This is a genomic window from Taurinivorans muris, assembly GCF_025232395.1.
Classification (GTDB): Bacteria; Desulfobacterota; Desulfovibrionia; order Desulfovibrionales; family Desulfovibrionaceae; genus Taurinivorans; species Taurinivorans muris.
The window spans coordinates 1,972,871-1,986,924 of sequence record NZ_CP065938.1 but is presented as its reverse complement, the minus strand read 5'-3'; the positions used below and the strand labels follow the sequence as shown (position 1 = coordinate 1,986,924).

At 42.8% G+C, this 14,054-nt stretch carries 12 protein-coding genes; 6 read left to right on the top strand and 6 right to left on the bottom strand.

Annotated elements, in window-relative coordinates; genetic code table 11:
• The first annotated feature begins 58 nt into the window (after positions 1-58).
• The 6 genes from fliG (at position 59) to JBF11_RS09175 (ending at position 6,515) form a co-directional block, all read left to right on the top strand.
• The gene (gene fliG / locus JBF11_RS09200) at positions 59-1,057 is read left to right on the top strand and encodes a flagellar motor switch protein FliG (protein WP_334315185.1); all 999 of its coding nucleotides are present in this window, start codon (positions 59-61) and stop codon (positions 1,055-1,057) included.
• Positions 1,044-2,516 (top strand): FliH/SctL family protein, encoded by a 1,473-nt coding sequence (locus JBF11_RS09195; RefSeq protein ID WP_334315184.1) that lies wholly within the window; start codon positions 1,044-1,046, stop codon positions 2,514-2,516. The genes fliG and JBF11_RS09195 overlap by 14 nt, the downstream gene beginning before the upstream one ends.
• A gap of 9 nt (positions 2,517-2,525) precedes the next feature.
• On the top strand, positions 2,526-3,893 hold the full coding sequence (locus tag JBF11_RS09190; RefSeq protein ID WP_334315183.1) for a FliI/YscN family ATPase: 1,368 nt from the start codon (positions 2,526-2,528) through the stop codon (positions 3,891-3,893).
• A gap of 87 nt (positions 3,894-3,980) precedes the next feature.
• Positions 3,981-4,577 (top strand): nucleotide exchange factor GrpE, encoded by a 597-nt coding sequence (gene grpE, locus JBF11_RS09185; protein ID WP_334315182.1) that lies wholly within the window; start codon positions 3,981-3,983, stop codon positions 4,575-4,577.
• 9 nt (positions 4,578-4,586) lie between these two features.
• Positions 4,587-6,029, top strand: coding sequence for a tRNA (N6-isopentenyl adenosine(37)-C2)-methylthiotransferase MiaB (gene miaB, locus JBF11_RS09180; protein ID WP_334315181.1), 1,443 nt, complete (start codon positions 4,587-4,589; stop codon positions 6,027-6,029).
• 3 nt (positions 6,030-6,032) lie between these two features.
• Positions 6,033-6,515 (top strand): hypothetical protein, encoded by a 483-nt coding sequence (locus JBF11_RS09175; protein ID WP_334315180.1) that lies wholly within the window; start codon positions 6,033-6,035, stop codon positions 6,513-6,515.
• 95 nt (positions 6,516-6,610) lie between these two features.
• On the opposite strand, the gene dgt is transcribed toward JBF11_RS09175, so the two are convergent.
• The 6 genes from dgt to JBF11_RS09145 form a co-directional block, all read right to left on the bottom strand.
• Positions 6,611-7,870 carry a dGTP triphosphohydrolase gene (gene dgt, locus JBF11_RS09170; protein WP_334315179.1) on the bottom strand — a complete coding sequence of 420 codons (1,260 nt, stop codon included), beginning with the start codon at positions 7,868-7,870 and terminating at the stop codon, positions 6,611-6,613.
• 2 nt (positions 7,871-7,872) lie between these two features.
• Positions 7,873-8,526 carry a hypothetical protein gene (locus JBF11_RS09165; RefSeq protein ID WP_334315178.1) on the bottom strand — a complete coding sequence of 218 codons (654 nt, stop codon included), beginning with the start codon at positions 8,524-8,526 and terminating at the stop codon, positions 7,873-7,875.
• A gap of 398 nt (positions 8,527-8,924) precedes the next feature.
• Positions 8,925-9,728 (bottom strand): nucleoside triphosphate pyrophosphohydrolase, encoded by an 804-nt coding sequence (mazG, locus tag JBF11_RS09160; protein WP_334315177.1) that lies wholly within the window; start codon positions 9,726-9,728, stop codon positions 8,925-8,927.
• Positions 9,719-10,216 carry a CvpA family protein gene (locus JBF11_RS09155; RefSeq protein WP_334315176.1) on the bottom strand — a complete coding sequence of 166 codons (498 nt, stop codon included), beginning with the start codon at positions 10,214-10,216 and terminating at the stop codon, positions 9,719-9,721. Before JBF11_RS09155 ends, mazG begins: the two co-directional genes overlap by 10 nt.
• Before the next feature lie 48 nt (positions 10,217-10,264).
• On the bottom strand, positions 10,265-13,510 hold the full coding sequence (locus JBF11_RS09150; protein ID WP_334315175.1) for a chemotaxis protein CheA: 3,246 nt from the start codon (positions 13,508-13,510) through the stop codon (positions 10,265-10,267).
• Positions 13,511-13,543: 33 nt separating this feature from the next.
• Complete coding sequence (locus tag JBF11_RS09145) at positions 13,544-13,915, bottom strand: response regulator (protein ID WP_334315174.1); 372 nt, start codon at positions 13,913-13,915, stop codon at positions 13,544-13,546.
• Positions 13,916-14,054: the final 139 nt, after the last annotated feature.

The following is a 14,054-nucleotide window of genomic DNA, read 5'->3' as shown; positions in this document are numbered from 1 at the left end:
ATATCAGACTAAGAGATTAATATTTGCCATTTATTTGACAAATACTTGGGGAAAATACATGGAATTTACAGGAACACAGAAAATAGCCGTTATTTTACTTGCATTGGGGGATAAATTCGCCTCCGATGTATTTAATAGGATGACACGGTCGGAAATCACCAATATTTCCCGTGCCATCATGGAACTTGATTCTGTTTCAAAAGAAGAAGTTGAAGCGATTTTACGTGAATTCCACATGGCTCTTGTTGACGGTTTGGACATCGTATCAGGCGGTCAGGAAACATTGAAACAAGTTATTGCGAGCAATTTGGACCCTGAAACGGCAAAATACGTTGCCGACTCCCTCAACCTTGAAACGGGTCCCGTGCCTTTCCAAGAACTTGACAGGGCAAATCCGAAACTTCTCGCCCAGCTTTTGAGAAACGAACACCCGCAAACCCTCGCCCTTATCTTGGGACATTTAAAACCGGACCAAGCTTCAAGTTTGCTTCTCATGCTTCCTCCCGGAGTTCGTCCGGAAATTCTCATCCGTTTGGCACGGTTGGAATCCGTTTCCGAAGAAATGATTATGGAAGTCGACAGGGTTTTGCAAAGCCAACTTATCGCCATGGGCAGCAAGGAAGGAAAGAAAGTCGGCGGCACGCAGTCCGTTGCTGAAATTCTTAACCAAGTCGACCGCGCCACCGAAGAAGAAGTCCTTTCTGAAATCGAAGAAACTTCCGCCCAAATGGCTGAAGACATCCGTAACCTCATGTTCGTGTTTGAAGACTGCAAATATATTGACGACAAGGGTATCCGCGAAATTCTCAAGGAAATCAACAACGAAGACCTTACCCTTTCTTTACGCGGCGCTTCCGACGAAATGAAAGACCTTTTCTTCCGCAATATGTCCGACCGTGCGGCGAACATGCTCAAGGAAGAAATGGAATACATGGGACCGACCAAACTTTCCGATGTCGAAGCTGCCCAGCAAAGTATCGTAAAAACAGTGCGCAACCTTGAAGCCCAAGGAAAAATCGTAGTCGCACGCGGCGGCGGAGGTGATGTCTTTGTCTAATCCTGAAGCAAAAAATACCAATACTATTTTCATGGGACCTCTCACCCATAGGGAAACGCGTCTTGATGCCTACCTCAATCAAAAAAAAGACGTGAAATGGAGTGAGGAGGCGGAAAATGAATACCTTGAAAGCGTGAAGTCACGGGCTACTGAAAAAGTGCGCGCCCTTCTTTTGCAGGCGAAACGCAGAAGTGACGAAATTGTCCGGGAAGCGGAGCTGCACGCGCAGGAAATTACCGCCCAAGCGGAAAAAAAGGCGCAGGAAATCGAGCAAAAAGCACAAGCGACACTTGGCGATGCGGAACAACGCTATCAGGATGTCTACGATGAAGCCGTGCGGAAAGGTCATGAGGAAATTCAGCAAATTCTTGCCCAAAACCAACAAATTTTAGGGGAAAGCACAGCCGTTGTCCTGCTCTCCATTCATGAGCAAATTGCAAAATTTTACGATGTGTGGAAAGAAGATTTAAAGCAATTGACCCTTGACGCCATTGAAGTCGGAACCGGCTGGGTTGCCAACACCGAAAAAGAAGCCATTTTGAAACAGCTTCTTGATGAAAGCGTGCAGAAACTCATTGACAAGAAAAATTTCATCGTTCGGGTCAATCCTGCCGATGCGGAACTTATCACCCAGGTTTTGGAAAATTCGCGGGAAAAAAATTGGAGCATGGAATCTTCCAAAGAATTGGAACCGGGAAGCCTTGAACTTGAAAGCGACAATGTTTATGTCAAAAATTCCCGCAGCGAACGCCAAAAATTCGTGCAGGACATTTTGGATAACCTTGTTTTGCCCCGCTCCGGCGAGGAAGAACTCCTGACCCAACACGTCAAGGACACCCTCAACCGCGAAATGCAAAACAATCCCGTGCTTGCCCATTCCATGCAGCAAGCTGAAACTCCCGTTGCGGAAATTCCTCTTGAAAAAATTATGCCCGATACGGAACATTCCCCGATACCAGTCCCTGAGCAGGACGCAGGCAATGCAGATGTTTCGGCGGACGCACCTTCGGAACAATCCGTTTTTATGCCGGAAACGCAGGAAATCATGCCGGCACAAGACATGCCGGAAACCGATATGCAGGCGGAAACAGCGCAAGATTTTGCCAAACAGGCTTCCGCTGAACCAAATGGCAATGCCCCTGCCGGCATGGAAGAAATTTTGCGGGAACAAAATCAAGCCTCCGCGCCAAAAAATCCTGTTCAACCGCAAAAACAAGCCCTCTCTTCCGCGCAGGAAATTGACAACAGCCTTTTTGACGCTCCGCAAATGCAAACGAAACAAGAAGAACCCATCGAAGTCATTGAAGAACTGCCGACCTTTTCCTCCCCGGACGCGCATGCCGAAGCACAGGACTTGGTGGATGAATTTCTCGGAAATGAACCGAAACAGGAAAGCCCTCTGCCCAGCGACCTTGCTGACGACCTTTTGGCGGAAATGGGCTTTGACAGTAAACAATAAGGGAAAACAATGCCTTTCGACCCAGCGACCTGTATCCGTTTATTGAAAGACTGCAACCCGGTCCATAGTTTCGGCAAAGTAACCAAAGTTGTCGGTCTTGTTGTTGAAGCGACAGGGCTGAAAGCAAGTTTGGGCGATGTATGCCATATCATTCCCGACAATAAGAAAGACGTGCCCATTGCGGCGGAAGTTGTCGGCTTCAAAGACAACAGCCTTTTATTCATGCCTTACGGCGAAATGCGCGGCGTTCGTCCCGGAAGCCTTATCCAAAATTCCAGCCTGCCTCCCCTTTTTCCCGCATCGTCCGAACTTTTGGGCAGGACCTTGGACGCGTTCGGCAATCCCTTGGATAAAAAACCTCCTATCAACCCTGAAACAATGATTTCACTCTATGCAGACCCGCCCGCTCCCCTTGACAGACCGCGGATCGACGAAACCTTGGATGTAGGGGTTCGCTGTATTAATTCTCTTCTTACAATGGGCAAAGGACAGCGTGTGGGTATCATGGCGGGTTCCGGCGTCGGCAAATCAACACTTATGGGCATGATGGCACGCTATACGGAAGCGGAAGTCATTGTCATGGGGCTCATAGGCGAACGCGGACGGGAAGTTTTGGAATTTATGGAACGCGATTTAGGAGCCGAGGGCATGGCGCGCTCTTGCGTCATTGTCGCCACCTCAGACCAGCCCGCCCTTGTGCGCATGCGTGCGGCTTACGCGGCGACAGCCGTTGCGGAATATTTCCGCGACCAGGGCAAAAACGTGCTTCTTATGATGGATTCTGTAACACGTTTTGCCATGGCTTCCCGTGAAATCGGACTTGCCACGGGTGAACCGCCCACCACCAAAGGCTACACTCCCTCCGTCTTCGCCCAGCTCCCCCGCTTGCTGGAAAGGGCGGGACGTTCCGACAAAGGGACAATCACAGGTATTTATACCGTTCTTGTCGACGGCGATGATTTCAACGAACCTATCGCGGACGCCGTGCGTTCCATTTTGGACGGTCATATCGTGCTTACCCGCCAGCTTGCGGACAAAGGCCATTTTCCCGCCATTGACGTTTTAAAATCCATCAGCCGTCTGCGCAATGACATCATAGAACCCGACCTTGTCAAGGCAGGCCGCATACTCACCAATCTGCTTTCCACCTATAACACTTCGGAAGACATGATCAATATCGGAGCGTACAGCAAAGGCTCGAACGCGGAAATTGACGCCGCCATCCAGTTCAACAAACCTATCAACGATTTTCTCATTCAAGGCGTTTCCGAACCTGAAACTGTCGTGGACAGCTTTACCAAAATGCTTCAGTTGGCGGCACGGGCAGAACAAGCCATGCACCCCCCAAGACAAGGCATGGACTTACCCCCTCAATAATCCGGACAGTCCGAAAGAAAATTAAGACAAAACCTTGACAGACTCTTATTTCATGCCTACTTTTAGGAAAACGACAAAGGAGCAAGTATGTCTAAAAAACATCTGCATAAAAATACAGAAGAATATAACGAAGAATTCTGCGAAGAAAACTATACAGAATGTGAAAATACAGAAAAAATCGCTTTAAATCCGGAGGACTGCAAGGCGCTTGTCTGCCCTGACTGCACAATATTCAAAGAAGCTGAAGATACCCGCATCCGTGCTTTGGCAGAAATGGAAAATTTTAAAAAACGCCTGCAAAAAGAAAAAGACGAACAAATGGCTTATGCGGCGGAATCCGTTCTTGCGGATCTTTTGCCAACCCTTGACAATCTCGACTTGGCACTGCAATACGGAAGCAAGAATGAAGCATGCAAAGACACCATCATGGGTGTTGAAATGACGAAAAAGCTTCTTCTTGACGCTGTCAAAAAACATGGTTTGGAACCTGTCGGCACTGTCGGGGAAGCGTTTAATCCTGAATTTCATGAAGCCATCGCCCAAGCAGAACATGCTGAAATTCCCGAAGGGCACCTTATCGCCGTTATGCAAAAAGGCTATGTTCTCAAAGGAAGACTCCTCCGTTCCGCAAAAGTTACCGTTTGCAAAGCGCAAAACGCTTCCAACTTTGATACGACTGTTTAAGGAAATTCCATGCCTTCATTTCACTGCATAACCTACGGCTGCCAAATGAATGTCAACGACAGCGCCTGGGTTGCGCGCGCTCTTATCAAAATGGGCTGGAAAGAAAGCGGTATGGAAACCGCCGATTTTATTTTCATCAATACCTGTTCGGTACGTGAAAAACCACAGCACAAAGTTTTAAGCATGCTTGGCATTATTCGGGAAACCAATCCGAAAGCAAGTGTTGCAGTGGCTGGCTGCGTCGCCCAGCAAATGGGCGAAAAATTATGGGAAAAAAATGCGCATGTGCGCCTTGTGCTTGGCAGTGACGGCATAGCACATGCTCCGGAAGCATTTGAAAAAATTGCAAAAAATCCAAAACTCCGCCTTTCTTATTTAAAATTCACCAAAGAATTTCCAAACAGAAATCCGGAGCTTGATTTTTTTAAAAATATTCTGGTCCTACCCACCGGAACCGTTGAAGAAAGCACAAAAGGAAACGACACAAGGGCTTTTGTCAATATCATGCAAGGCTGCAACAACTTTTGCGCCTACTGCATTGTGCCCTATACCAGAGGACGCCAAAAATCCCGCCCGGCTTCTTCCGTTCTTGCGGAATGCCGGGAATGGCTTGAACGGGGTATTTGCGACCTCACGCTGCTTGGGCAAAATGTCAATGCCTACGGAAAAGACAATGCAGGCGATACGCCTCATTTTGTTGAATTATTATACGAAGTTGCAAAACTGGACGGTTTGAAGCGCCTGCATATCGTCACCCCTCATCCCCGTGATTTCTGCGACGCAACAGTCAATGCCTATAAAGAATTGCCGGTGCTTGCCCCCCGCCTTCATCTGCCTTTGCAAGCCGGCTCCAACGCCATTCTTGAAAAAATGGGACGGGGATATACCAATCACGATTTCATGCGTTTAGTGGATAAACTCCGCAGTGCCCGCCCTGACATCGCTCTTTCCACCGACCTTATTGTCGGCTTTCCGACCGAAACGGAAGAAGATTTTCAAGAAACCCTGCGAATTATGAAAGAAGCAGATTTTATCGCCTCGTTTTCTTTCATCTATTCCGACAGACCGAATACCCGCGCCTCAAAAATGCAGGATAAAATCAATCCGAAAGTCGGTCTTGACAGACTCAACCGGCTTATGGAGCTGCAAAACGAACTTGGAGAAAAATGGCTGAAATCACGTGTCGGCATGGAAACCGACGTGCTGCTTGAAGCAAAAAGCGCCAAACCGAAATATTCGGAAATCAAAGACAATGATATTGCTGTTGAAACCATAAAAAGCGCAGAAAGCTTAAACGGCGACAGTGACGCCACAAGCTGGCAAGGACATGACACATGGGGAAACACCGTAAACCTCATTATCCCTAACCGCTTGAATTATAAAGCGGGTGACATCGCACCTGTAAAAATCGTCACAGCCAAAAAACATTCCTTGCTTGGAGAATTGAAATAACGTATGGATAAACAAGATTTACTTCTTGATGCGATTTTTTTTGAACATTGGGCTCGTTATTTTTGCTTTGAAGAAACAGAAGACGGCGTCAATGCCACAATTGAAATTCCGGAAGCATTATATGCGGAATGTAAGACACAGCTTCCCCATTTGCTGGGGCTGTTAGAAAAAATCCAACACAGCCCCATTGTGCTGAATGACGTGAAAAGCGCTATTTTTTCCTTTATCCGAAAAGAATTATCCCTGACCGACAATGAACTTGAGCATTTTCTGCACGAAATGAGCTTAAACGCGGATTTTAACCGCAAACTCAACATGTTCTACGGGTTCGTACAGGACGAAGCAGACAAAGACTCCAAAACCGAGGACTCCATGTCGGACAAAGAATATAAAACATACCGCGCAAAAAAAGAAATTCCCCTCTTCCCCGCATGGATGGAACAATTCCATAACTGGGCAAAGGAAAATAATCATACGCTCTCATGAGCCGATTAAAAACGGCAAACCTGTTTCAATAAAAAAACTCTCTTTGAAAAAAGAGAGTTTTTTTTACATGATAAACAAATCTAATTCTAAACTTATTATATATATTCCGGATAATATAAACGCATATATTCGCGTGACGCAAATTGATCTGTCATTCCAGCTAAATAGTCACAAATTAATCGCACAAACCTTATATCACATTTTAATTCATCCTCCTTTAAAGCAAGACGATTAAAATCTAAACCATTTTTTAAAAAATAACGATTTAAAATATAGTCTGGCAATTGTCTTGGAGTTTGGTAATAAGCAGAAAATAATTGAATAATAATATTTTCTGATTTTGCATCTGCAATACTTATATCCTCAGAAAAAATTACTGAGTTTGTAATAAATTCATTTAATTTTCTTACAAGTTCTTTTGTTTCAGATTTAAAATCAACAAGCTTCTCTGTAACATATATTGCCTTAAAGTCATTATTATCTCCTAATTTCTTTTTTATCTCTGTTTGAGATTGAATACAAACATCATTGATCAAATATCCAACTAAAAATTTAATACGATTTATCCTAATATCTAAGCTAGGAGTTTTACTATTATAATTTAACTCTTTTAACTTATAATTATCGATAATTTTCTTCACTAAATCATTCTTTTCCACATCTGCTATTGATATAATGCCACTTCTTACACCATCTTCCAAATCATGTGTACATTGAGCAATTTCATCTGAAATAGCAACAACTTGTCCTTCTAATGTACAACTAAATTCATTAGCAATCTGCATATGTTCTAAATTCAAATCAGAATATTTTATATTCATTAATTTATTTGTATGCTTTAAAATACCTTCTCTTACTGCAAAAGTTAAATTTAACCCCATATACGCTTCTGACCTACATTCTAAAGAGTCAACAACTCGTAACGACTGAAAATTATGTTTAAAATTATCCCCTGACTGTGGAAATAACCTTTGATTTTCTGAAGACAATCTATCGATATATTCCCCTTTTAAAATTTTATTTAAAGTTTTTTCTCCAATATGTCCAAAAGGAGTATGCCCTAAATCGTGCCCATAAGAAATTGCTTCTAGTAATTCATCATCAAGACCAAGAACTTTTCCTATTGATCTTGCTATTTGTGATACTTCTAAAGTATGCGTCAATCTATTCCTAAAATGATCACCTTTATTAGCATTAAATATTTGAGTCTTATGCATTAAACGCCTGAAAGCTCTAGAATGTAAAATTCTATCTCTATCCCGCTGAAAAGGATCACGATTTTCTATGCTCTCTCCCCCAGTAGAAATTTGTTCTTGTTCAAAAAATAGTCTCTTTCCTAATTCAAGTTTATTCATAATTAATCACTACCAGTTAAAAAATGTTCTTCATTAAAATTCTCATGACATTGACAACAAGAAAAACAATTACGTAAACCAAACTCTATATTTTTTTCACTACACAAGATATTTAATTTATTATATGCATTTTTCCATATGTTATACTGCCTTTGATTTAACTTCTCAACCTCATAACTATCAAATATAATTTTAGATAAAAAACTAAAACCGATATACCCAATATTTCTAATTGTAATATGTTGCGCAAAAGTTCCATAATTAAAATCTTGCATTATTTCCTCAATGTTTTGGAAGTATTTCTCATTTTCAGTAGTAGCGGCTTTCCAATATAAAGGATTAGATTTTGTAATTGCAACATGAGCAAGATAATTAGACAATAAATCAACATGATAAACAAATAAAACAGGACCATAACTATTTACTTTACTTGCCCTTGCATGTATATCACAAGAATCAAAGAAAATATCATTATAAACTCCAAAAAATTTATCTGTCTCATCTGACACTTGCGGAGTTTGAAATAATCCTTTGTCTTCAACTGCTTGTCTTGAATACAATCCATTATTTTCTAAAAATGTTATTGCTGTTACAACAGTATTCGCATGATATAAATAATGAACCTTTTTATTTTTTAATACTTCTAGTAATCCCATATTTTTTCCTTTTTATATAACATAGGAATAAATATTTACTTGTCAATATATAATAATAAACTTTTATTATAAAAATATAAGAAAATACATTTAAAAATAAAAAGAATAGACTTTTAAATCAAGATATTTGTTATTTTATGTATTATTTTATACATACAATTATCTTAAAATAAAAACATCCTATTATCTTGATTACCTTACAAAATTATAATAAAAAAACTCTCTTTGAAAAAAGAGAGTTTTTTTATTGAAAAGTTTGGGGATAGTTCCCTTTCAAAACAACGTATGACAATAATCTTCTAACGCTATGCTATTGCTTAGTCTTGGCAATGCAGATTGAAAACACACCTTAAAAAAGATAAATCAAGCTAAAATTTTTTCAAACTACCTCAAAAAACTTATTCTTTTTCTTTTACTTCGTTCCAAAGTTCGTCCTTATCATCAAGGCTCATGTTTTCAAAATCAAGATTTCTTTCTCTGGCAAGCGCTTCCATCGCCTCGAAACGGGCGACAAAACGGTTGCATGTCAAATCAGCCGCGATATTCGCCTTTACGCCCATGCGCCTGCCAAGTTCCACAAGGCTGAAAATCATATCTCCAAGTTCATGCTCAATGTGTGCGGGATCGCCTTCCGCTTTAGCGTCAAGCAGTTCAAGCCATTCCGCTTCAACCTGCTTTTCCGCATCTTCATCATCATCCCATGTGAAACCGGCTTTTGCGGCTTTTGCATGAATACGGTAAGCACGGGTAAGAGCCGGCAAAGCAGACGGAATAGAAGCCAATGCCCCGTCAGAACCGCCTTTTTCAGCTTTTTCCTGATTTTTGATTTTTTCCCAAGTTTCATGCAAAGCTTCTTTGGATGTATCCTGATTTTCTTTTTTAGCAAAAACGTGAGGATGCCTGCGCTGCATTTTCTCCACGCTTTTCAGCAACGCGTCGGCAAAATCAAAGGCGTTTTGCTGTGAATATTTATGGGCGATCAGCATAATGCCAAAAATGAGGTCGCCCATTTCATCGCAAGCGTCGGCAATATTGTTTTTACGTACAGCGTCCACAAATTCAAACAATTCCTCAATGGAATATTCGGACAACGTAAGCGGTGTTTGCTCTTTATCCCAAGGACAGCCGCCGTCCTCCGCCAAAATTTTTTCAATAACATCATTCATTGCAAGGATTGCTTGCGTCAATTTATTCACTTCCATATTTTCATCCCCATAATTTCATAATTTCCAAACACATAATCAGTTATTTTACCCATAATATCAAGCAGATACGGGATAGTGGCGGAATTGCTCACAAGCGGGTCGTCCCTGAGGAACCATGAAAGCACAAAAGCAACGATTCCCGTAAGAAAAACGGCTTTCACAAGACCAAAAACCGCGCCTAACAACCTGTTGATCCAGCCGGTAAAAGTAATTTGCATGATTTTGCTTAAAACTTTGACGATAAGGGAAACAACAAGAAAACTTCCCACCACGATAATCACAATGGCAAAAGGATAATTGAGCGAACTTTCACTGTAATTTCCGATGAAGCCGGCAACAGACTGCCCGTACATCCGCAACAGCACAACGCTTAAAACAATCGCGACAATGCCGGAAACTTCCTCAAAAAAGCCGCTGAACGCCCCTTTGATGAAAAAAAAGGCGAACACGATAATCACAAACAAATCAAAATAATTTATTGCCATGTTTTTTCCAAATAAAAAAAGGAACACTTGCTGTTCCTTTTTTATGGGTTATTGATTTGCAATAGCTTTTGGCGAAGCCATCGTATAAATTTCGTGAGGATCAAGAATCAGAACCACACTGCCGTCACCCATAATGCTCGCTCCTGACAAGCCTTGGATATTATTCAAATACATACCGAGAGGCTTGATAACAATTTCTTGTCTGTCAAGGAGCTGATTTACAACAAGACCAATCCGTCTATCGTTATCTTGTAAAATAACAACGGAAATAGTATCGTTATTAATGGTTTCTGGCAAGTTCAAAAGTTCCCCTAAATCCACAATGCCTAAAACTTCGCCGCGAAGCGTTACGGCATTGCGTCCATTGATACTCGTTAAAATATTGCTGTCAAGTTTTGTTGTCGTAGCAACAGCGTCAAGAGGAATGGCATAGGTTTGGTCACCCATTTTAATCATCAGCGCTTCAATAATCGCCAAAGTGAGCGGCAATGAAAGCGAGAAGCGCGTGCCTTGGTTAGGCACCGTATGAATGGCGATATTTCCTTTTAAATTCTTGATATTCGTACGGACAACGTCCATACCGACACCGCGGCCTGAAATATCCGTAACAACTTGAGCGGATGAAAATCCGGGAGCGAAAATAAGTTCCACGGCTTCCCTGTCGGTAAGGGCTTTCGCTTCCTCAGGAGAAATAATACCTTTATTGATTGCAACTTCACGCATTTTTTCAGGGTCGATGCCTTTGCCATCGTCTTCAATTTCAATGACAACAGAGTTGCCTTTATGATATGCGCGAAGGGTCACGCGACCTCCGGCGGGCTTGCCCAGAGCCAAACGTGTTTCAGCGTCTTCAATGCCATGGTCCACACTGTTACGGATCAAGTGCATGAGAGGGTCGTTGATCGCTTCAATAATGCTCTTGTCAAGTTCTGTTTCCTCACCCTCAAAAACAAGTTCGACTTCCTTATTCACCTTTCTGGACAGGTCGCGGACAAGACGGGGGAAACGGGAAAACACTGAAGAAACAGGCAGCATTCTCACTTTCATAAGCGTATCCTGCAAATCATCAGAAATACGGCTCATCGCATATGTTGTTTCGGATAAGTCTTGAGCAACATTGACAATATCGACTTCGTTGATATTAGACTCCAAGTTTTTCGCTATCATGGCGTAACGGTTACGGTTGATCAATAACTCGCCGATCAGGTTCATCAAATGGTCTAATTTTTCATAATCAACACGAATGCTTGAGGTTGTCGCCTTTTCGGCATGAGGAGCGGAAGCTGCGGATTTTGCGCCGTTCGCACCTTGAGGGTGATGGTCAGCGCTTGCCGCAGGAGCTGCCGGTTTCGCAGCAGGCGCTGCGGGTGCCGCGGTTTTTGGCGCTGCTTGTGCTTTTTCTGAAGCGGCAGGAGCAGGAGTTTTTGGCGCTGCCGCAGAAGCTGCCGGTGCTTCGGGCTTTGCTGCGGTTTGAGCCGCCGCAGGAGCTGGTGCGGACGCGGGAGCTGCCGGAGCTTTTTCTTCTTGCTTTGATACTTCCGGCTTTGGCGCTTCCGGTGCAGGTGCCGCGGAAGCCTGCGCAGGTTTTTCTTCAGCTTTTGGCGTTTCCGCCGTTTCCGCGGAATTTGCAAGTTCCGGATTTTTGGCAAGTACGGCTTGTTCAATGGCATTGTTAGCCATTTCAACAATAATGTCCGTTTCTTGGTCCAACAAAGGAACAAGACATTCAAAACCGATATCACTGGTTCTGCCTTGGTCAACAATATTCGCCGTTCTTTGCGCATATTCCTTAAGTTCGGCAAATTCCATGAAGCTGGAAGCATTCTGAATAGCGGTATAACCTCTGAAAAGCGCATCCTGCTGAGCTTTTACCGTAGGGTCTTTTTCCAGTTCTTTCAATGCATATTGAATAACCGCATATTGCTGTTTCACGGTGGATTGGAACAAAGCCAAATCATCGTCACTGTCAAGCAAGCCCGCCCCGATGGAAGTAAGAGGCATTTCTTTGATACCCGCATGGGTCAATTCCTGCAATTCCGGCGCTCCGGGAATAATGAGCCCGCCCTCTTGCTTTGTTTCTTCCTGTTCTTCCGGCGCACTATCATCGGACAGGAAAATGGAAGGAGGAAGACTTGGAGGATTGCCGGCAACAGCGTCTTTAAGCTGTGCAAGAAGTTCGGATGTGTCAAAAACGGCTGCGTTGCCCGCAGAAATGTTTATGCTTCTGATAAGAGCTTCCATAACATCGACAACAATAAGCAGCAGATCGATAAGGTCGTTAGTTACGACAAGCTCGCCTTGCCTTGCCCGGTTGAGCAATGTTTCAGCTTCGTGGGTCAGCGCATTCAAATCATGAAAGCCGACAAGCCCGCTATTCCCTTTCAAATTATGGAAATTTCTGAATAAAGTATTTACCAACTCATGAGCGTCTTCATGATCGTGGGAAATTTTTTCAAGTTCAATCAGTCCGTCATAAAGCATTGACGTATTATCCAATGCTTCATCAATGAAATCTCTCAAGTGGTCTTCGCCAAATGCGGAAAGGATCAGCGGGTCTTTTTTCGCTAAAGTCAAAATCCATTCGCCAGAAGGCAAAACTTTGCGGGCTTTTGCCGTATTCGTATTTTGTACAGGAACAGAATTTTCAGCAGGCGCTTGTGCGGGGACTTCGGCAGCAACTTGAACAGGAGCTTGTTCCGCAGCCGGTTCCGCCGCAGCTTCCGTTTCCGGAGCTTCTTCCTGCACGGCTTCAGCAGGAGCAGGTTCTTCAACCGCTTGTGCAGGCTCTTCAGCAGGACCGGCTTCCTCCGCGGGCTCTGTCACAGGTTCCGCCGCTTGCGTTTGTTCCACAGGCACGGCACCGCCGCCGTTAAGCGCTTCTTCCATGCTGGTAAAGCGTTCACCAGCCAAAATCCTATCCAATAAATCAACAAGGTGGTCAATAGGCGTATCGCCTTCGCTGTTTGTTTCTTCAAGGCTGTTGAGCATATTATTGAAAGCGTCGGTTGTCGCCAAAATAATATCCATAATGACAGAATCAACCGTCATTGTGCCTTTTCTTAATTCATCAAGAACGTTTTCAGCTCTATGGGCAAGTTTATTAATTCTATTTAAACCCAAAAAACCAGAAGCACCCTTTAAAGAGTGCATAGGACGGAAAATATCATTTAAGAGAACTAAATTTTCAGGAGTTTTTTCAAGCTCCAGCAAATTCGGTTCGATAGTCTCAAGATGTTCACGAGATTCAATAATAAAATCAGCAACAAGTTCAGGGTCTAAAAATTCTTGACTCATACCTACCACCTCATAAGGGGTATTCCCCCCTTACTATCCTAAAAGCATTTTAATATTGCGGACCATTCTTTCCGGTTGGGCAGGTTTTACCATATAAAGATTTGCACCCAAGCTGATACCTCTTTGAATATCATCCTCTCCGCCTTCCGTTGAGAGAATAATAATAGGAATATCTTTATACCCGTCTTGCTCACGCACTGCCGCAATAAAAGAAAAACCATCCATTCTTGGCATATTGATATCTGTCAAAATAAGATTGATTTGGGGCATTGAATACAATTTTTCCAAACCGTCAATCCCGTTTTCGGCAGTTTCAACCTGCATTCCTTCTGCTTTAAGAATAAATGCTACTAAGTTACGAATTGTTTTGGAATCATCAACAACCAAGATAGTTTTATTACTCATACAGTACCTACGCTTCTGAAAGATTATTTTTATTTTTAATCTCCATAGCATACCGGAATTTCATGTATACTCTATTATACGGCTGTGAATAAAAAATCTTTAGCCTTTAATTAAAATTATCTTCCGGTATGCCAGAAAA